Source organism: Clostridium sp. AM49-4BH, from assembly GCF_003478335.1.
Taxonomy (GTDB): domain Bacteria; phylum Bacillota; class Clostridia; order Lachnospirales; family Lachnospiraceae; genus Butyribacter.
This window is the reverse complement of sequence record NZ_QUFB01000053.1, coordinates 1-19,758: the sequence shown is the minus strand read 5'-3', so window position 1 is coordinate 19,758 and position 19,758 is coordinate 1. Positions and strand designations below refer to the sequence as shown.

Below are 19,758 nucleotides of genomic sequence, written 5' to 3'. Positions count from 1 at the left end.
AGCGTCCCGTCCAAAAATGGATGATACCTTGCTAAACCGGGACGACTCAAACAATCCTTCGGGCATGTATTCATCAGAGACTTAACAAAATAAGAAATCACGCAAAAACATTGCGTTCTGCGGCAATTATCTTAGTTCTCTGATGACAGAACAATTTAATGTATTGGCTGCAAAATGGTTTATTTATTACTGACATAATAAGCAATATGTGGTCATGGCGGATTTGAGGTATGGGAAGTTTGAGGTATTGATAAGTAACGCAGACAACAGGTGCAGAAACGAGGATGAATATGCATATTACAACATTTAGCAAAGTACAAATGAATCCTTTGTGTCCAAAACAGGAAGAGATTCGCATTGAGGACATTGCCCATGCACAGTCACTTATGACCCGCGCAAACGGGCATTTTCCGGAATTTTATTCCGTTGGGCAACACAGTATTGCTTGTGCCAGAGAAGCAATTGCGAGAAACTACTCATCCAGAGTAGTTCTCGCATGTCTGCTGCATGACGGAAGCGAGGCCTATTTATCGGACATCACCAGACCGGTAAAAGGCGAATTGTCCGAGTACCGCCGCATTGAAAAAAATATGCAGGACGCTATTTATGTTCGTTTTTTGGGACAGATACCTTCCGACGAAGAGATGTCCCAGATCACGGACATTGATAACGCCTGCTTATATTATGAATTTGATCATTATATGGGAGAAAAACTCATGGAACAGGCTCCTCTTCTCGTGACAGATCCTGCTTTTGAGACACTTCCTTTTGCGCAGGTCGAGCAAGAATTCCTTGATTTATTTGCAACATTAACCGTCTAACAACTATCTTCTCGCAAGCCTTTATTGAAATCTCTCTGTATGCTTGTAATACAATCTTTGCCCTGTGCATAGACTGTACAAACAACAATTGTGAGGGAGCATTTTGAGAGAAGATATTGAAAAAAGAGCACTGGAAATCGGTCATTATATTGTCGAAAAAAGTGCCACTGTCCGTCAAACTGCCAGTGTTTTTCGTGTAAGCAAAAGCACCGTACATAAGGATGTCACCGAGCGCCTTCCTGCCATAGATCACACATTAGCCGACGAGGTTCGCACCGTGCTGAATGTGAACAAAGCGGAGCGGCATATTCGCGGAGGATTGGCGACCAAAGAAAAATATCTCCATGCACACGAGGACTGCACTGACTAAAGGGCAGCGTTAATACCGGCACTACCACGAGACAAAACGGCAACCTGTGTATTTATGGCACAAAGTTGCCGCAACTATTTTAGTCACTTTTCTTGCTATGGCTGACACTTCGTCCCACAAACTATTTTATTAACCTTACTTGCAACAGCCATTCTCCACGGAAACTATTTGGTAAACTTTCGGTGTTCTTTGGATAATTCCTGATATATGGCGTATCCATTCCAAGAATAATTATACATTGTAACAGTTGCTTTCAACGGAACGACCAGATCCGCCTGTCGCAGTGCAGCTAATACAGCATCCATCTCCCGACCGGAAATCCCACTAAATATAAGCATCTCACCAATACATGGCATTCCGACTGCCGGAATCGGTGCAGCTCCCGGTATATTAGTGTGGCTTTGAACCGTTCCCACAGCTTTTTGCCCTGCCTTACCAAGAGCAAGCTCTCCAATCGGATCACCATACTGCGATTTCGCAACCTTATATACGCTGACACCCAATGGGCGCAATGTCTTTTTCAAAGCTTCAAATCGTGTGTCCGATATTTCGTACACTAATATCTTTTTGCTCATACTACGCTTCCCCTCTCCTATAAATATTCTATCTGCATTAATTTTAATCCCTTGGCTGGCGCAGTCGGTCCTGCATTGGCACGGTCCTTTGACGCTATGATGTCCGCAATTTGGGACACCTCTAAATTGCCACGACCGACCTCCAACAGCGTCCCTGCGATAATTCGCACCATATTATACAAAAATCCATTTCCACGAATCCGTATGCGGATCACTTCCGGCTGTTCCCGCTCCACGGTCGCACTGTAAATAGTCCGGACGGTTGACTGCACTTGCGCTCCTGCAGAACAAAAAGCAGCAAAATCATGTTCCCCCACGAACTGCTTTGCCGCCTGATCCATACGTTCTACATCCAAATCTCCATAGCAAAAGAAAGCGGTGTTGCGATATTCCGGCAATGGAAAAGTGCGGTTTAATATCGTATATTCATATGTTTTTCGGCATTCGCAATGTCTTGGATGAAAATCAGCCGTCACCTCACAAGAATCTTGAATAATGACATCCTCGGGCAAACGCTGATTCAAAGCATAGGAAAATTTTTCTCCCGGAATGCGGGATTCCGTATCAAATACCGCAACGTTTCCGCGCGCATGTACTCCTGCATCCGTTCGACTCGCGCCGATCACCTGTATTTCTTCCCCCGTGAGTGCAGTCAGTGCCTCATTAAGTACGCCTTCTATCGTTATCTCACGCGGCTGAACCTGCCAGCCATGATAATTCGTCCCATCATATGCTACTACTAATTTAATTCGTTTCATGCCAATAATCTCCATTCCGGCCCTACGCAGATATGTTCTATTATCAATCAAACCATCCGGCGTATTTTTTCGCTCAAAGCAGAATCATTCCACCACAGCTTTCCACATCAAAATGCCACGATCCGATCCACGGCAATCAGGACGATCAAATAGCACACGATACTAATATAACCGATCATATCCCGATATCCATAGCGGAGTGGTTTCATTTTTGTTCTGCCTTCTCCACCATGATAACAGCGCGCATCCATCGCATACGCCAATTCATTAGCACGCCGCATTGCCGATGCAAATAACGGCAATAAAATGGGCAGCATATTTTTTAGGCGATGCAAAAAATTGCCGCTCTCAAAATCAGCGCCTCTGGCAAGCTGTGCTTTCATAATTTTATCCAGTTCTTCCATCAGGATTGGAATAAACCGAAGCGCGATCGACATCATCAACGCAAATTCGTGAACAGGTACATGCAGCTTTCGCAACGGCCTCAGCATTTGCTCAATTCCGTCGGTGAGCTGATTCGGTGTCGTTGTCAGCGTCATTAACGAAGATCCGATCATCATAAGGGTCAAACGTACCGTCAAAAAAATACATTTTTGTACACCCTCTATCGTGATATGAAGCACTCCCAGTGAAAATATCGCCTTGCCCGGTGTGCAAAACAGATGCAGCAGGGCTGTAAATACCAACATCATCATAATTGGCTTAAGACCTTTTACAATAAAACGAAACGGCACATTAGACATTCGTACCATCACGCCAAATACCAACGCCGCAACAACCAATCCTATATAATGATGTACCAAAAACAAGGAAATAATATATAATAAAGTCCCGGCAATCTTAACACGTGGATCCAAGCGATGAAGCAGTGAATCCGTCGCATAATACTGCCCTATTGTTATTTCTCGTAACATCTAATTCCTCCAAATCACTAACAGTCTGTCATCGTGACGTACCTTTTGCATGCCACCACTGCTCGATCAAAGGTAATCCCTCCTCTAACGTGATCGCATCACCAAGCCGACAGCCCGTTGCCTTCTCCAGACGATGAATCAAGTGTGTCATTTGTGGGACACCAAGTCCAATCTGTTCCAACTCGTCCTGATAGTGAAATACTTTCTTTGGAACGCCATCCAATACCAGTTCACCCTCATTCATAACCAAAATACGATCCGCATATTTTGCAACATCGTCCATATTGTGGGACACCAGCACAATACTGATCTGGCGCTCCTCATATAATTTACTTAACAATGTAAGCATTTCTTCTCTGCCGCTTGGATCCAGTCCTGCCATCGGCTCATCCAAAATAAGCAGCTTAGGCGCCATTGCCAACACGCCGGCAATCGCTACCCGCCTCTTCTGTCCCCCGGAAAGCGAGAGTGGAGAAACATCCAATAAATTTTCACCAATTCCAACTTGTTTGAGTGCCTCATACGAACGATATTCTACATCCAAATTAGACCACCCTAAATTTCTAGGACCATATTCTACATCCACAATAACAGACTCCGCAAAAAGCTGATATTCCGGATACTGAAACACTAAACCAACTTGTCCACGCAGACTCCGCATCGAAAAAGATTTGTCATAAATATCTTGTCCATCCCAATAAATGGTACCTTCCGTTGCACGCAAAAGTCCATTCATCAACTGTATCAATGTGGATTTGCCGGAGCCGCTATGCCCCACCAATCCAATAAATTCATGGTCACCAATCTGCAAATTGATGTCTTTCAAAGCATGAAACTCTTTGCCGGTGCCTACACCATAACTATAATTCACATGCTCTAGTATCATCGCCATCACTAATTCCTCCATGCCTGCCATTAAGCAAGCAACTGTGCTATCAGCTCATTTCCGTGATCAACACGCCCTGCATCGCTGCTTTAACGAAGCAACTGTTCCATCAGCTCATTTCCGTGATTAACACGCCACATTGCTGCTTTAACGAAGCAATTGTTCCATCAGCTCATCCTCCGTCAAAGTTGCCTTGTCTACCGGAAGCCCTGCAGCCTGCAAAGCTGTCGCAATTTTCGTAATCTCCGGCACATCCAGCTTGCATCTGCGAAGTGCCTCTTCTCGCACGAACACTTCCTTCGGTGTGCCTTCCGTCACAACTTGTCCATCCCCCATCACATATACATAATCGGCATCTACAATCTCTTCCATATAATGTGTGATCAATACGATGGTTATCTTTTCCTTGCGATTTAACTCCTTGATCGTCTTAATAACGGACTCTCGCCCCTTAGGATCTAACATTGCCGTAGGCTCATCCAAAACAATACATTTCGGCCGCATTGCCACGATTCCCGCAATCGCCACACGCTGTTTCTGTCCACCTGACAAATGCATCGGTGACGCATAACGATATGCGCTCATACCTACACTTTGCAAACTTTCTTCTACACGCTGCCATATTTGACGCGACTCTACTCCAATATTTTCAGGGCCAAAGGCAACATCCTCTTCTACAACACCGGCAACCAACTGATTGTCCGGATTTTGGAACACCATCCCTGCTGTCTGGCGAATCTGCAAATGTTTCTCCGCATCTGCCGTGTCCATTCCTGCCACCAAAATCGTTCCTTCTCCAGGCGTGAGCAGTGCACACAAATGCTTCGCAAAAGTAGATTTCCCTGAACCATTTGCGCCGAGTACCGCTACAAAATCTCCCGGCTGCACCTGCATCGAAACATCCTTTAATGCCGGTATCACTTCTATCACTTCGCCATCGCTGTCCCTGCGAAAATACTCAAACCCAACATTCTTTGCATGGATCAAACCAATAAGCCCCTTCCCGTTTTCGCATTGCAGATGCCCACTCACAGCACATCCCAAACAATGCTTTCAGAATTTTATCTATTATTCTGCCATGGAATAGTCAAATTGTCAAACCAGCCAATGTCCTTCCACAGCGCATAAATCCGCCCCCCACGCTGATTGCCGGATACCCTTTACGAACGAGATCCCTGGCTACGATCAAGCTGATATTACCTCTGTCGCAATACAATACAATGGCTCGTATCTCTTTTTCCTGCTGTTCTAAAATAGCATCTATATTTTGCTCCAAAGTTTCCCAGTCTGCATACACCGCTCCGGGCAGGTGCCCCTGCTCATAATCTGCTTTTTCGCGCAGATCAAGCAGAATACAATCATCCCTTTGCATATATTCTTTTAGCGTTTCGCAAGATATGATCTTAATCTGCATACGCATTCCCCCACGCTTATTTTCAGTCCTATATAGATATCTTATTCCTTTAACAGAATTTGGTCACTCTCGCCCCGGTACTCCTTTGTAATAAACCGCCTTGCGCCCCTCTCCTAACGGAAGTACGCCCATCGTGAGAAAGAAATCGTCCTGAACCTCCGTTACCAATGCCCCGCCATGCCTTTCCAGCGTCTCCCGGACATTGTGCAGCCCCACTCCATGAAACCAGTCCTCATGAGGCATCTTAACCGGCTGTTGTGGCGGCATTCCATTCTTAGCAAAAATGCGGATCGTGTTGTCTAACATTTCTAATTCAAACAACACATATCGTTTGTCCCTATCTGTTACAAGCGGCACTGCTTTCATTTGATTATCTGTGATATTTCCTATAATCGTTACCAGATCATATTCAGGAATATCCCGCATACGTGCCTCCTCAATATTAACAGTAAGATAACACGGAATATTCATCTCCTGCAGCCGGGTCTTCATATTGCTCAAAATACTATCTACTGCAAGATTACCTGTGCAAATGCTTCCATAAGTTTCTTGTAATGTTCCGCTAATACGTTCAATATAGTCCATCGCCCCCTGCGCATCATCTGACTGCAGCTTGGCTCCGATATAGCGCAGATGTTTATTGGTGTCGTGTAACAATCGATTGCCGGATCGAAACGCCGTAGATAACTGTTCATATTTTTCCTTTTGTGTCTCAAGTTGATTATTTAACTGGAACACCTTGCTAGCCCGGATAATATAATCCGATAATTCATCCAACAAATAATATGACACAATATTCAACAACATAATGCATCCCGTCGCAATATAACTGATATAATCGATATACATGGATTTACGATATAATACGCATAACACAAATATACAGGCAATCGGTATTGCAAAATATGTGATCAGATAATGTGTTGGAATGTTTTTTTGTTTTTTCTGCAAAAGCATAAGTATCATAAGAAACACTAGCAAAAACAGCTTCGAAATAAACATACCGAGCACATTAATATCCTGGAAATATTTCTCAGGTACAACTAAAAAAATAACATTTGCAAAAATTTCCGATACAATTGCTGTCACCTGAAATACCACAACTGCAACAATACGTTTTGCCACTTTAGCATCATACAAAAGTGTCATAGCAAACAGTCCCAAAACACTTACCAGCATATTAACTGCTATATACGGTGCCATTGTATTAAATACGTAATTAATTCCTTCCATCAGCGCAAAAGCGCCCCAAATAACCGCCGTAGAAGCAAATTCTCTGCGCCTTTCCTTGGAAAAATACTTATCGTAAAATACATAGATCAGCAATGCATCGATCACATAACTAAAAATCTCCATTAATATCATTACATTGCTCCTCCTTTTCGCACCAAATATTTTGTGAATTGCTCCTGAAGTTCCTTTACTTTCCTGCGGCTTACACTGATACATTCACCATTTTCAAGATGAATCTCCTTCTTCTCTAAACGCCATACAGAAGATAAATTCACCAAATGTGTACGACTCACCCGGATAAAATCCTTATCAAATAACAACCCTTCCAGTTCCTGCAAGGTGTTTTTCACAATATAGTTATCCTGCGTCATATGCACACATAATTTATCCTGTTCCTTCGGCTTTTCTATATATAAAATTTGGTCAATACTCTGCAGCAATTCTCCCTGCTCTGTATGCAATAATATCTTATGGTGATCTGTTTTAAGATAATTCATTGCATTCTGTATCTCCTTAATAAATGAATCCGTTTCTAATGGTTTCATTAAGTATTGAAAGGGCTGCACTCGAAAACTTTGCTGCATATACTCCGGATAACTCGTCAAAAAGATAATAATAACTTCACGGTTGATCCGGCGCATCTGTTCTGCCACCTGCATTCCTGAAATAAGTGGCATCTCCATGTCTAATAAAATGATATCATATTTTGAATGGTCCGCTTGATATGCTTGGATCAAGTTCCGTCCATCGGTATAATAATCAACCTGCGTCTCTATGTCCGTCTGCACCTCAAGACGAACAAAACATTCTTTGAGTCGATCTAAAATTTGTTGTTCATCATCACAACATGCTATTCTATATAACATATTCCCATCTCCTTCGCTATTTTCATTTACATTCATACTAGCATATTTTTGCTGTCTATAACCAAAAAACTTTTGAACGGTCGTTTTTTGCCGGTGAACGGTCAATGTTAAACCCTAACACACAATAATCACATTTCCAAAAAACGGACGCTGTCAATCAGCGTCCGTTTCATCAATTCTAATTCGTTGTTTCTGTTATTGCTACGCTTATACTATCTGCCATGTAATGTTAAAACCACACTCTTTCGCCTGATTCTGATAGTAATTTAATTCTTTCCAATTCTTATTGACAATAATCTTACATGAAATTTTAAATCCCGGCATAAAGTCAAATCCGGATCCCAAGTCATCCTGATCACAGATTAACAATGAATTGCGAACATCCAATTCTTTTATTCCACTGTCTCCAAATGTTACATCCCTCAACTTTGCCTGATTTGACAAGTCTAATTTCGACAGCTTTGTCGTTCCTCGTACATATACCGTCACTAATTCGCGGCAATTTTGTACGTTTAAGGATGTAATCTTGGTCTGTGACGCATTTAGGTGCTTCAATGCCGTATACTTTCTTAAATCCAGCGAGGATATCTTAGTCTCACTACAATCAAGTTCCTCTATAGCACTTGGATTAGGAACGGATAACATCTTAGAAACTTTCGTATTCCGGTATCTCAAAACCTTTAATTTTTTATTAGCAGAAAGATCCATCTTAGATATTTTGCTGTCACTAATATCCAACTCTTCCAACTTTTTATTTTTCTTCACTGAAAGCGTTGTTATTTTTGAACCGCCCACTCTAAGCTCTCGTAAATTTTTCATTTTACTGACATTAAGTTTCTTAATCGATCCGCTACGGTTTAACTTTAATACACGTAATCCATTCGTGCCGTTCAAATTGACTTTCTTTAACTGACTAACATCCAAATCCACACTACGTAATTTTTTGCAGTTTTGTGCCAATATATTTTTTAATGCAACCGGATAATTGCCTTGTGCAATAAGTCGTACAGATGAACCAGAAACATTAAGTTTGTTATAATGGCCTTGATCCAAATGAATTCGATCCAGTTTCTTAAAGCCATGAAAATCAAGTGTACATGGCATTTTTTCTACTGCAAAATAAACATCGTGTAAATTCTTAGACAGTTTTATTTTTCTTACTGTTGTCGCTGCAAGATTAAGAGATCTTAATTTTTTATTCTTACTAAGATCAATAGACTTAACATTAACAGCATACAAGTCTAATGAACGCAAATTTGTAAAATACTGTACTCCTTTCAAAGAAATACTTTTACTTTTCTTAGAATCTACGTTTAAGTATTTTATGCCCTTTATCTCTGCTTTACTTAGCTTTCCGTCTTTATTCTTGTCATAACTTTTACGCAGTTCCTTTCGCAAAGCCTTACTAGGAAAATTCTTTTGCGTTATACTAATTTGACGGCTGGAGGCCGCCTCACTATAATTACCTGTTTGCGACATTACTGTTAATGCCATCGCTCCAATCATCATACATTTCAATAATTTTCTCATGATTTATTCCCCTTTCTTTTCCCAAAGATTACTAGCTAGAATTTCTTTGTCCCATATACTGGACTGCACTATTTTTCAACTACTTTTACGTGCCACTTCTTAGCAAACTTCTTGATCCATTTTTTGTCGGCTTTTCGAAGCTTTTTGTTGATGACGAGTTTCTTTGGTACACCATTTTTTCCTTTATGAAGAGTATATTCATTTGTGATCTGTCTCTTGCGTACATAATTATTCATCACCTTCCACGCAGACACATCAAGCGTTCCAACAGCGCCTTGGCTAGAATATCCCGTATACACGTTATAAACTCCATCTGCTATATCCATATCGCGTGTATATCGATTTGCAAAATACGAATCAACCAATTCATAATAGCCAGACCAACCTTTCGTCTGAACTTTCGGATAAATCACTTTTCCTGTTTTTTTGTTGGAAAGATCCAAATAATGCAGATTTTTATTATGGCTTAGATCCAATGTGTTCACTGTAGAACATGCTGTTCTCAGACTGAACAATTTCGGACAATTTACAAAGCTTAACTTCTTCACTTTTTTTCCATAATACTGTATATGCTGCAGTGATTTGCTTTTTATGGAAATATTGGTCGTGGCATTATTAATCATGCCAAGTTCGGTCAGCTGCGTACATTTGCTAATATTTAATTTGCTCGTTTTATCTCCAATAAATAAACGTTGTAATTTTATTGCACCGGAAGCATTCATCGACTTTATTGCTGTACCGTACAAATGCAGCTCCTTTAATGCAGATGCGCTCTTGGATCCCTTTTTCAATGTCACTTTTGTCAAAGACGGTATACCGCACGCATATACTCGTTTTAATCGCTTCATTTGAGACAGATCAAGCGTTTTATATTTCGCCTTTGTCTGCATACATTCTTTTCCTAATGATAAGTACATTTGCTGTGGCTCTCCTAACCACAACTCCTGCAATGTATTTTTCAATGGGCTGACATCAATACTCTTCAAAGTGCAGTTAATAACATAAAGCTTTTTAAGATTTATTTTTGTCAGTGGTTTAAGATTTAATGCACTAATCTTACAATCTTCCAAGCTCAACGTTTCTAGCTTGGTGGTACTCAAAGGCGTAAGATCCATTTGCTGTGCCGGCATATTTTCAAGAACAAGATATTTCAAAGAACTGTTCTTAAGTGCTGTCAGATCAAGTTTTGTTTTGCTGTTGCCACGCAAATACAGCGATTCTAACTTAGGAAAACAAGCCGACAGATTATCCCCTCTGTAGTCCCATTCTTTCTCAATACCGCCCGCAGCCTGATAGTGCAGGTCCAATTTCAAAGAATGGATATTTCCAAATAGCTGCATTCCCGTAAAATCAATTTTGCTGCCTTCCTTATAATTCTGTGAAATCCGCAGATCCGTATAAGAAAAGGTTGTTACTTTAGCCCTCTCTTCATCAGAGAGTATCCCATCTTTATTTATGTCATATTTATCGACGGATGCCCGGACACAAGCATCTGGGAATGTTTTCTCATCAATCTTTACGGATGCTGCATCTACATGGTTACCGGCACCAAACAAAATTCCTGCCGCCAACAATGCGCTTGCCAAAAACCATTTTACGTTTCTCATATATATCACCCTCTCTTTCATCTTTTAATGAGCTTTGCTCCAGCTTTCTTAGTTGTTTTTTTCAGTTTCTGAACAAGTTTTTTGTTCATCTTTTTGCTGATAACAATCTTTGTCTTGCGAAGCTTTCCTGTGATCTTTACGCTCTTTAACTTCTTATTTTTACTCAGATTGATTTGTCCGATTGCTTTTTGTGTCGTATCGGTAAGCTGCAGCTGCTTTAATTTTTTGCAGCCTGTTACATTTACTTTTTGGATGTTAGCTGTTGTAATGTCCAAACGCTTTGCGTTCGGAAAACATTTTCCAAGCGGCTTGCTCTTAGCCGCAAATTTACCATTAATGCAAACACGTTTGACCTTTGGCGCACTGACGGTACATTCCAGACTGCCATCTTCATCATCCAATAAGACATCTACACTTTCCAGCGTTTTAGATGTGCCGGTCAACTTCACTTTCTGTCCACCATACGAACGTATCACTAATTCCTTTACCTTTGGAAAACATTGAAAGAAATTATCCGCTCTAAAATTCCAATCTCCCTGCACTCTTCCTCCGATATTGTACCTGAGATCCAGCGTTACTGATGTGATATTCGAAAAGTTCTGCATACCGCTAAAATCAACCGCCTGCCCTCCATCTAAGCCGTAACGAAAGAATGTCTTTCCCGTAACAACAAAATACGTAACACCTGCTTTTTCTGCCTCTGGCAAATAATATGTTGAATGTGCCGTGTCATACTCGCACATTTCCTGCACGTAATGGTAAACATACGGATCAGGAAATGTCTTCTCATTCAAGTTGATATTTGCCGCATCTGCTGTTCCTCCTGCAAAGCAGGCGATTCCTATCGCTGCTATTGTACTTAAGATTAATTTTTTCCATTGGATCATAATGATCACTCCTTCCTGCTATTATGAAATTTTTGTTTTCCTTATACCGCAACATAGCAGCATAAGGGATATTGCTTTTTGTCTTTGATACATTTAGTACATCAAATATTAATAACAAAATCAATAGTTTGAACGCAATCTTAAGAATTCTTAAGAATTGAAGCAGCTCCTACCAATGTGATAATTTTTCCCATGCGGCATCAATATCACACCGTAGCATAATCAATAAAACTATGTTATGCCGTATTGGTATTCCCCTCCTTTCTTTTGTTGCAGATATCCTAGCACACTTTTTATGATTGCGAACAAAAAACTTTTGAACGGTCGTTTTTTGCCGGTGAACGGTCAATTTTGCGATTTTATCATTTCATACGTCTTGTTTTCCATTGCATTTTGTATTACTTACTATTCCAAAAATCATGGAACAAAGTACTATAAACAGGGAAAAATTGATTTCTTTCACATAACATATCAAAGAATTCCACTTTAAGATTAGTGAGATGCTGTAAATTGCAACTACATATCTGCAAGTCTTTTTCTTTTCGATCTTTCTTTGCTCACCATCTAATGGTTTATTTATACTATCAACCGGAGATAACAGAATAATAATTGCAGATATCAGTGCCATGAACCACAAATTATCAAAGCTACCAGGAAGTCTCTCTGAGACAAATACTACAGTCAAATAGTATATTATAGATAATCCAAAACACACTTTGGCAGTGTTGGCATGCCAACCACCACCATGACTGCGCATCGGAATCACTATTCCTAGAAAGATTAGACCTTTCATTGCTTCTCCCATATAAATAGAATATAAAATTACTATTATTATAAATCCCATGATTTCTATAAATGCATTAAAACAATATTGGTATAGTTCCACCTCTTCTTTCCCAATAACGTTTACTTCATATAATTTTTGCGCTATAAATTCACTAAACATTTTCTCCACCCTTTATATAAATAATTTAGGAAACGGACACTGCACACAGCAGACCTTTCTTTTGTTGCCGATATCCTAGCACACTTTTTATAATTACGACCAAAAAACTTTTGAACGGTCGTTTTTTGCCGGTGAACGGTCAATGTTAAAACCTATTGCACAAATAATCACAACCTCAAAAAACCGGACGCTGTCTATCAGCGCCCGGTTCATCAATTCTAAATTGTTGTTTCTTTTATTTATACGCTTATACTACCTGCCATGTACTTTCACTATAATTACTCTATCTTATATAATGACTTCATTTCACCAACTTATATTTAATATGATATTTCTTGGCATATTTGTGCGCATAACTTCCCTTCTTTACATATAAAGTAAGTTTTTTGCATCCACGAAAAGCTGTTTTATCTATCTTTTTAACAGATTTAGGAATTGTTAATTTACGAAGGCTTTTGCAGTTACGAAACGTATTTATTCCTATATAGGTACATTTCTTAGGTATATTTACTTTCTGCAATTTTACACATCCGCTAAACATTCCATAATTTAATTTTGTTATACCATTATATAGCTTCACAGTTTTCAAAGAGCGGCAATCCGAAAACATCTCATTGTTGATATATTCCGGTAACATTGCATGCCATATCCTTTTATTGATACGGAAACCAGCACCTTTTACTTCCGCATATTTTAAATCAACACATTTTTTAAACATTGTTAATGTATAATCTGCATCTTTTGGCAATACCACCTTTTTTAACGATTTCATGTTACGAAAAATAGCTCGATAATATTTACAGTTTTTGCCATTATAAACGAACTCCGGCAAATTCTTCATTTTAGTCAGACCATCAAAGGCACATCTGCCAACAAATCGCACGTTTTCTCCGCCAGTCACTTTCTGTAAACGCTTATTATATGCAAATGCCCATGGACCAATGTATTGAACATCCCTCCCTAAGTGTATTTTTTTTAAGTATGGATTTGCTTTTGCTGCTTGATGATCAATGACCTCAATTCCATCAGAAATTACCAGTGTTTCTGCTTTTCCTGCATCTACAAATGCTAATTCTTTAACCGGAAGTCCATGAAACTGCGACGGCACAATGATCTTTTTGGTATGTTGCGGTTTCACTATCATCAATTTTATCGCTGTTTTGTTACGAATTAACGCATATTCATAAATTCCATCTGTCTTCCACTCTGTTTCCTGCTTTGCAGGTGTTGCATAGTCTGTCACATATGGTTCAAATCCAAGATCTGCATCACTTGCCTGCACCTTTTCCTGATTCACACTTAAGCCCCATGCAATAACAGCTAATATCAAGGCAATATTTATGATTCCTTTTTTCAATCTCATATTCCCTTCCTCCTTTTACATTATTTTTTATCTTACTATACCAAAACTTTTGACTGTTCACTTATTATTACAGCAAATCTGACTTTCACCGTCAATACAATCCGTGTAATCTTAAGAATTCTTAAGAATTAACCTCAATATCACAGAAACGGATACCGTTGCACGGCATCCGTTTCTTGATTATTTCAATACAATTTCTTTGTCCCATATACTGGACTGCACTATTTCTCAACTACTTTTACATGCCATTTCTTAGCAAACTTCTTGATCCATTTTTTGTCTGCTTTTCGAAGCTTTTTGTTGATGACAAGTCTCTTTGTTGTTGAGTTGCATAATGTTTTAACCTGATATTTTTTTACTTTTACAGGCATCTTACGATATTTACTAACATCTACTGTAATACCATACCCGGTATATCGGCATTTTTCAGCACGATCATACTGTTTATAGGATGTATTAAGCTGTTTCGAATTGCTCAATTTAGGTAATATAATCTTCTTAAATCTTGCATTTCTATTAGCATGAAAGTACACCAATTTTTTATTTTTGCTTAGATCCAAATTTCCCATCGATGCCTTTGATTTCCGATCAATTGTCACCCCGATAAGATTTGGACATCCGGTAACGTTAATTTTTTGTATAACCTTACTGCTTACATCCAAATATTTTAAGCTTCTGTTTTTAATAATAAGCTTCTTCAAAGAATTACTGTCAATGAGCAGCTTCTTTAACCGCTTGCACTGATTGATATTCAAATTCGTAAGTTTACCGCCTACATATACTTCCTCTAAATCAGGTACCACAGATAAATTTAATGATTTTATCTTGTTATTCACAAGATGAATCGTTTTTAATTTATTTAGTTCACATTTCCCCTTGGAATCCTTGACAACAAGGCGTTCTAAGCTGCCGGCATTACATGCTTCCAATGTTTCAAGCTTTCTCATATGAGAAATATCTATTGTTTTTAGTGTTGTCATTTCTTCCAACGGATTGCTATTCTGTTGCAAATCTTGCCAACTATTAGCTATATCTAAGCGTTTTAATGTGTCTTTGTAAATCGAAAGATCAAATATTTTATTGCCACCATAATACGCAATTGATATCTGTTCCACTCTCTTAAATCCATAAATCTCTTTCTCTAAATCCTTTACATAATTCATCTGCACAACTCTCGCATTCGGAAAACATTTTCCCCAATCCTGACTGTAACCGCCAAGCTTAGTATGCCCATTTAACGTCGAACACACTGTCAATTGTTCTACTGACGTTATTGGTGCATTAACGGAAACATTAGATGCAGCAATTTCCAAATGCTTTAGATTTCTGTTTGCTGTGGAAAGCGTTACCTGTCCTGTGGCAAATAGATTCAATTTTTCAACATACGGAAACACAGAGAATATATCCGTATTTTTACAATTCCAATATTTGCAGTTATACTTTCCCCCTTGAAAAAGCTGTTCCATTGTAACCTGTTTAAGATTTGTAAAAATCTCCATTCCGGTAAAATCTATTTCCATCCCGGAAGTAACTCCATATGTATACAGATTTTGCTCATTCCAATCCAGCTTAGTCACTGCTTTAATTTCAGCATCAGAAAGTTCTCCATCGTGATTTGTGTCCTGCTTGTTTGCGAAAGTGCGTACACATGCATTCGGAAATGTCTTCTCATCAATTTTAACCGATGCCGCATCTGCTGTTCCTCCTGCAAAGCAGGCGATTCCTATCGCTGCTATTGTACTTAATATTAATTTTTTCCATTGGATCATAATGATCACTCCTTCCAGCTATTATGAAATTTTTTATTTCCCTTATACCGCAACACAACGGTATAAGGGATATTACTTTTTGTCTTTGATATATTTAGTACATCAAATATTAATAACAAAATCAATAGTTTGAACGCAATCTTAAGAATTCTTAAGAATTGAAACAGCTCCTACCAATGTGATAATCTCTCCCATTTGTATTTCCTCCTTTCTTTTGTTGCCGATATCCTAGCACACTTTTTATAATTGCGAACAAAAAACTTTTGAACGGTCGTTTTTTGCCGGTGAACGGTCAATTTTGCAATTTTATCATTTCATACGTCTTGTTTTCTATTGCTTTTTGTATTACTTACTATTCCAAAAATCATGGAACAAAGTACTATAAACAAGGCAAAATTGATTTCTTTCACATAACATGTCAAAGAATTCCACTTTAAGATTAGTGAGATGCTGTAAATTGCAACTATATATCTGCAAGCCTTTTTCTTTTCGATCTTTCTTTGCTCACCATCTAATGGTTTATTTATACTATCAACCGGAGATAACAGAATAATAATTGCAGATATCAGTGCCATGAACCACAGATTATCAAAGGTATCAGAAAGTCTCTCTGAGACAAATACTACAGTCAAATAGTATATTATAGATAATCCAAAACACATTTTGGCAGTGTTGGCATGCCAACCACCACCATGACTGCGCATCGGAATCACTATTCCTATAATTACTCTATCTTATATAATGACTTCATTTCACCAACTTATATTTAATATGATATTTCTTGGCATATTTGTGCGCATAACTTCCCTTCTTTACATATAAAGTAAGTTTTTTGCATCCACGAAAAGCTGTTTTGTCTATCTTTTTAACGGATTTAGGAATTGTTAGTTTACGAAGACTTTTGCAGTTACGAAAAGTATTTATTCCTATATAGGTACATTTCTTAGGTATATTTACTTTCTGCAATTTTACACAGTCTGCAAACATTCGAGCGTTTAATCTTATTATACCGTTATACAGCTTCACAGTTTTCAAAGAACGACAACCACTGAACATTTCCTCATTTATTTTGTTTTTATTCATATATTTCCACGTTTTTGCATTCGGCAAAAATCCTTTACCTTGAATATATGCAGATTTCAGACTGGTACATCCCTTAAATAATGCATTTGTATACTGCACATTTGAAGACAGCTTTATATTCGTGAGTGCTCGTGCATTTTTAAATGCAGCCTGTGAATATATACACTTTCTATGATTCTTCACAAAATCCGGCAAATTTTTCATTCTTTTGCATAGATAAAATGCCTGTCGACCCACAAATCGTACATTTTGTCCACCGGTCACTTCTGTTAAATTGGGATTTCCCCAAAATGCCTGTCGTCCGATATACTGAACATCTTTTCCTAAGTCAACTTTACGCAAATGAGACATTCCGGATAATGCAGAATCATCAATAATCTCGATTCCGTTGGGTACTATCAAATGTTCCCATTTCCTCCCTCTAACATAAAACAATTCCTTCACTGGCAAATTATGAAATACTTTGGGAACAATGAACTCTTTGGCAGAAGATGTATCCAACACCATTAGTCTAACTGCTGTCTTGTTACGTATTAATGAATATTCATAAATTCCATCCTTAATCCATTCGGATTCATTACTGGATGGCACTGCATAATCCACAATACTAGGTTCATATCTTCCTACGTCATCTCTTGCTCCTGCCTTCTGTCCCATACAGCCAATTCCCATCAGCAGACTTATTGCGAATAATATACACTTTTTAAAACTTAAATTCATAACTTATCCTCCATTCCTAACCAAAGATTACTAGCTAAAATTCCTTTGACTGTTCACTTGTTATTACAGCAAATCTAATTTCCACCGTCAATACATTCCGCGTAATCTTAAGAATTCTTAAGAATTAACCTCAATATCACAGAAACGGATACCATTGCACGGCATCCGTTTCTTGATTATTTCAATACAATTTCTTAAACCCATATACTGGACTGCACTATTTCTCAACTACTTTTACGTGCCATTTCTTAGCAAACTTCTTGATCCATTTTTTGTCTGCTTTTCGAAGCTTTTTGTTGATGATGATCTTCTTTGTCGCACACTTTTTATGATCAAAATCACCATACCCAAACATACATCTCTTCACCGTTTTGTTGAGCGATGTCCATGCAGATATATCTAATATCTTGGTTGGATATTCCAAAGTATATCCAACATACTCCTTATATACTCCTTTTGCATCCGGATCATTTTTATACTCATCCAGATTTTTATAATAATTCGTTTCCACCAGATCGCAGCAATCATGCCATCCCTTTGTGGAAACCTTTGGATACACAACCTTTCCCGTCTTTTTACTGTTCAAGGTCATATAATGCAGTCTTTTATTTGACCTCAGATTTACGGTTCCAACCTTAGTGCATTTGATTGATAATGTGTATAATTTAGGACATTTAGAAAAACTTAAATTCTTTAATGTTTTTCCCTGATACTGTATATGCTGCACTGAGCTGCTCTTAATTGTAGCTGCCTGTTTCGAGCCGAGATTAATCATTCCAATTTCTTTCAGTTTTTTGCATTTATCAACAGTCAATTTTCTGATCCGGTCACCTACAAACAAACGCTTCAGATTTTTGGCTGCCGTGGCATCCAATGTTCTTATTCCGGTGCCGTATAAATGCAGCTCCAACAAAGAGCGAATACCCTGTTTCGTTTTGGTATCTTTTAATTTCACAGTCTTCAACGAAGCCACGCCACAGGCATAAACACGTTTGAGCTTTTTCATCTTGGACAGATCTAACAATTGATATTTTGGCTTGGTCTGCTTATGATTTATTTCTTCCCAAAAATAAGTATTTTGCAATGTTCCCAGCCATAATTCTGTCAACGTGTTTTTCAACGGGCTCACATCAATCTTTTTCAGCGGACAATTGATCACATATAATTTGTGCAATGGTGATGTCGCCAATGGTTGAAAGTTCAAAGAATTCACTCCACAATCTTTTAAACTAAGTACCTTCAACTTACACGTTTTGAGTGGCGAAAGATCCATTGATCTGCAAGCAGCTCGTTCAACGCTCAAACTATAAATCGGGTTATTCTTTAACGGTGAAAAGTTCAAAGACGTAATCGCTTTTCCTGACAAGTACAATGTTTGCAAACCTTTGAACCCAGCTAACGTATTGTTGCCTCCAATATTAGTCTCTTCTAATATCACTTCTGATGCATCCGGGAAATATTGACCATAGGATTTCTTAGTATCCGTAAATTTCCCACATATTTCCACATTTTGCGCATTCGGTGCATACAAAGAGTAATCCAGTTTTCCATTTTGCAAAGCATAAAGGGAAATTTTCCTTGCATTTACAGCGGTTCCTTTTAACGATATTGTCTGATTACCATACCAATAAATTGAAATTCTCTGTGCATTTGGAAAACACTGCGTCAAATTGTCAGCGCGATAATTCCAGTATTTGTACGAGTTATTCTTTGCCTTATATCGCAAATCCAAATAGATCGAATTGATGTCTGTGAAATTTTGCATGCCCTCAAAGTCAACACAATGACCTTCTGTATAGTGCTGCGCAAGCGCCGAATCAAAGTCGATCCCTGTCACCTTGTCTCTTTCCTGATCGGACAAAATTCCATCTTTATTTTTGTCATACTGTGCTACTGCTGTACGTACACAAACATCCGGAAATGTCTTCTCATCAATTTTAACCGATGCCGCATCTGCTGTTCCTCCTGCAAAGCAGGCGATTCCTATCGCTGCTATTGTACTTAAGATTAATTTTT

19 protein-coding genes are annotated in these 19,758 nt (G+C 38.7%); 2 read left to right on the top strand and 17 right to left on the bottom strand.

Features of this window, described 5'->3' with window-relative positions; translation table 11 throughout:
* Positions 1-290: 290 nt before the first annotated feature.
* Together DW981_RS12350 and spoIIID are read left to right on the top strand one after the other, a co-directional pair.
* Positions 291-821, top strand: a complete 531-nt coding sequence (locus DW981_RS12350) for a phosphohydrolase (RefSeq protein ID WP_243034749.1) — start codon at positions 291-293, stop codon at positions 819-821.
* 103 nt (positions 822-924) lie between these two features.
* Positions 925-1,191, top strand: a complete 267-nt coding sequence (gene spoIIID / locus DW981_RS12345; protein WP_022024720.1) for a sporulation transcriptional regulator SpoIIID — start codon at positions 925-927, stop codon at positions 1,189-1,191.
* A gap of 164 nt (positions 1,192-1,355) precedes the next feature.
* Here spoIIID and DW981_RS12340 read toward each other — a convergent pair whose 3' ends face one another.
* The 17 genes from DW981_RS12340 to DW981_RS15200 form a co-directional block, all read right to left on the bottom strand.
* A complete protein-coding gene (locus tag DW981_RS12340) occupies positions 1,356-1,766 on the bottom strand; it encodes a DUF3783 domain-containing protein (RefSeq protein WP_118507934.1) in 411 nt (136 codons plus the stop codon).
* Positions 1,767-1,783: 17 nt separating this feature from the next.
* Positions 1,784-2,524 carry a tRNA pseudouridine(38-40) synthase TruA gene (truA, locus tag DW981_RS12335; RefSeq protein ID WP_118507937.1) on the bottom strand — a complete coding sequence of 247 codons (741 nt, stop codon included), beginning with the start codon at positions 2,522-2,524 and terminating at the stop codon, positions 1,784-1,786.
* 107 nt (positions 2,525-2,631) lie between these two features.
* Positions 2,632-3,438, bottom strand: a complete 807-nt coding sequence (locus tag DW981_RS12330; RefSeq protein ID WP_118507933.1) for an energy-coupling factor transporter transmembrane component T — start codon at positions 3,436-3,438, stop codon at positions 2,632-2,634.
* A 28-nt stretch (positions 3,439-3,466) separates the two neighbouring features.
* Positions 3,467-4,330: an energy-coupling factor transporter ATPase gene (locus tag DW981_RS12325; protein WP_118507932.1), complete on the bottom strand. Its 864-nt coding sequence runs from the start codon at positions 4,328-4,330 to the stop codon at positions 3,467-3,469.
* Between the two features lie 141 nt (positions 4,331-4,471).
* A complete protein-coding gene (locus tag DW981_RS12320) occupies positions 4,472-5,356 on the bottom strand; it encodes an energy-coupling factor transporter ATPase (protein ID WP_347474575.1) in 885 nt (294 codons plus the stop codon).
* 55 nt (positions 5,357-5,411) lie between these two features.
* Positions 5,412-5,738 (bottom strand): rhodanese-like domain-containing protein, encoded by a 327-nt coding sequence (locus tag DW981_RS12315; RefSeq protein ID WP_182434271.1) that lies wholly within the window; start codon positions 5,736-5,738, stop codon positions 5,412-5,414.
* Between the two features lie 63 nt (positions 5,739-5,801).
* Entirely contained in the window at positions 5,802-7,103 is a 1,302-nt protein-coding gene (locus DW981_RS12310) for a GHKL domain-containing protein (protein WP_182434270.1), read from the bottom strand.
* Positions 7,103-7,837: a LytTR family DNA-binding domain-containing protein gene (locus DW981_RS12305; RefSeq protein ID WP_182434269.1), complete on the bottom strand. Its 735-nt coding sequence runs from the start codon at positions 7,835-7,837 to the stop codon at positions 7,103-7,105. The genes DW981_RS12310 and DW981_RS12305 overlap by 1 nt, the downstream gene beginning before the upstream one ends.
* Before the next feature lie 207 nt (positions 7,838-8,044).
* Positions 8,045-9,367, bottom strand: coding sequence for a hypothetical protein (locus DW981_RS12300; protein WP_118507928.1), 1,323 nt, complete (start codon positions 9,365-9,367; stop codon positions 8,045-8,047).
* A gap of 68 nt (positions 9,368-9,435) precedes the next feature.
* Entirely contained in the window at positions 9,436-10,974 is a 1,539-nt protein-coding gene (locus tag DW981_RS12295) for a hypothetical protein (RefSeq protein WP_118507927.1), read from the bottom strand.
* Positions 10,975-10,991: 17 nt separating this feature from the next.
* Positions 10,992-11,861, bottom strand: coding sequence for a hypothetical protein (locus DW981_RS12290; protein WP_118507926.1), 870 nt, complete (start codon positions 11,859-11,861; stop codon positions 10,992-10,994).
* Between the two features lie 367 nt (positions 11,862-12,228).
* Entirely contained in the window at positions 12,229-12,807 is a 579-nt protein-coding gene (locus tag DW981_RS12285; protein WP_118507925.1) for an accessory gene regulator B family protein, read from the bottom strand.
* Between the two features lie 301 nt (positions 12,808-13,108).
* Positions 13,109-14,170, bottom strand: a complete 1,062-nt coding sequence (locus tag DW981_RS12280) for a leucine-rich repeat domain-containing protein (protein ID WP_118507924.1) — start codon at positions 14,168-14,170, stop codon at positions 13,109-13,111.
* A 221-nt stretch (positions 14,171-14,391) separates the two neighbouring features.
* The gene (locus DW981_RS12275) at positions 14,392-15,939 is read right to left on the bottom strand and encodes a hypothetical protein (RefSeq protein ID WP_118507923.1); all 1,548 of its coding nucleotides are present in this window, start codon (positions 15,937-15,939) and stop codon (positions 14,392-14,394) included.
* Positions 15,940-16,253: 314 nt separating this feature from the next.
* Complete coding sequence (locus DW981_RS12270) at positions 16,254-16,655, bottom strand: accessory gene regulator B family protein (protein ID WP_347474576.1); 402 nt, start codon at positions 16,653-16,655, stop codon at positions 16,254-16,256.
* A 31-nt stretch (positions 16,656-16,686) separates the two neighbouring features.
* Positions 16,687-17,742 (bottom strand): leucine-rich repeat domain-containing protein, encoded by a 1,056-nt coding sequence (locus tag DW981_RS12265; protein ID WP_118507921.1) that lies wholly within the window; start codon positions 17,740-17,742, stop codon positions 16,687-16,689.
* Between the two features lie 217 nt (positions 17,743-17,959).
* On the bottom strand, positions 17,960-19,758 hold a 1,799-nt coding region (locus DW981_RS15200), incomplete at its 5' end, for a hypothetical protein (RefSeq protein ID WP_182434268.1).

Excerpts from the sequence above, each read along its gene's own strand:
- DW981_RS12350 (WP_243034749.1), top strand. The coding sequence starts at position 291 with ATGCATATTACAACATTTAGCAAAGTACAAATGAATCCTTTGTGTCCA.
- DW981_RS12340 (WP_118507934.1), bottom strand. The coding sequence starts at position 1,766 with ATGAGCAAAAAGATATTAGTGTACGAAATATCGGACACACGATTTGAA.
- truA (WP_118507937.1), bottom strand. The coding sequence starts at position 2,524 with ATGAAACGAATTAAATTAGTAGTAGCATATGATGGGACGAATTATCAT.
- DW981_RS12330 (WP_118507933.1), bottom strand. The coding sequence starts at position 3,438 with ATGTTACGAGAAATAACAATAGGGCAGTATTATGCGACGGATTCACTG.
- DW981_RS12325 (WP_118507932.1), bottom strand. The coding sequence starts at position 4,330 with ATGGCGATGATACTAGAGCATGTGAATTATAGTTATGGTGTAGGCACC.
- DW981_RS12315 (WP_182434271.1), bottom strand. The coding sequence starts at position 5,738 with ATGCAGATTAAGATCATATCTTGCGAAACGCTAAAAGAATATATGCAA.
- DW981_RS12310 (WP_182434270.1), bottom strand. The coding sequence starts at position 7,103 with ATGATATTAATGGAGATTTTTAGTTATGTGATCGATGCATTGCTGATC.
- DW981_RS12305 (WP_182434269.1), bottom strand. The coding sequence starts at position 7,837 with ATGTTATATAGAATAGCATGTTGTGATGATGAACAACAAATTTTAGAT.
- DW981_RS12300 (WP_118507928.1), bottom strand. The coding sequence starts at position 9,367 with ATGAGAAAATTATTGAAATGTATGATGATTGGAGCGATGGCATTAACA.
- DW981_RS12295 (WP_118507927.1), bottom strand. The coding sequence starts at position 10,974 with ATGAGAAACGTAAAATGGTTTTTGGCAAGCGCATTGTTGGCGGCAGGA.
- DW981_RS12290 (WP_118507926.1), bottom strand. The coding sequence starts at position 11,861 with ATGATCCAATGGAAAAAATTAATCTTAAGTACAATAGCAGCGATAGGA.
- DW981_RS12285 (WP_118507925.1), bottom strand. The coding sequence starts at position 12,807 with ATGTTTAGTGAATTTATAGCGCAAAAATTATATGAAGTAAACGTTATT.
- DW981_RS12280 (WP_118507924.1), bottom strand. The coding sequence starts at position 14,170 with ATGAGATTGAAAAAAGGAATCATAAATATTGCCTTGATATTAGCTGTT.
- DW981_RS12275 (WP_118507923.1), bottom strand. The coding sequence starts at position 15,939 with ATGATCCAATGGAAAAAATTAATATTAAGTACAATAGCAGCGATAGGA.
- DW981_RS12265 (WP_118507921.1), bottom strand. The coding sequence starts at position 17,742 with ATGAATTTAAGTTTTAAAAAGTGTATATTATTCGCAATAAGTCTGCTG.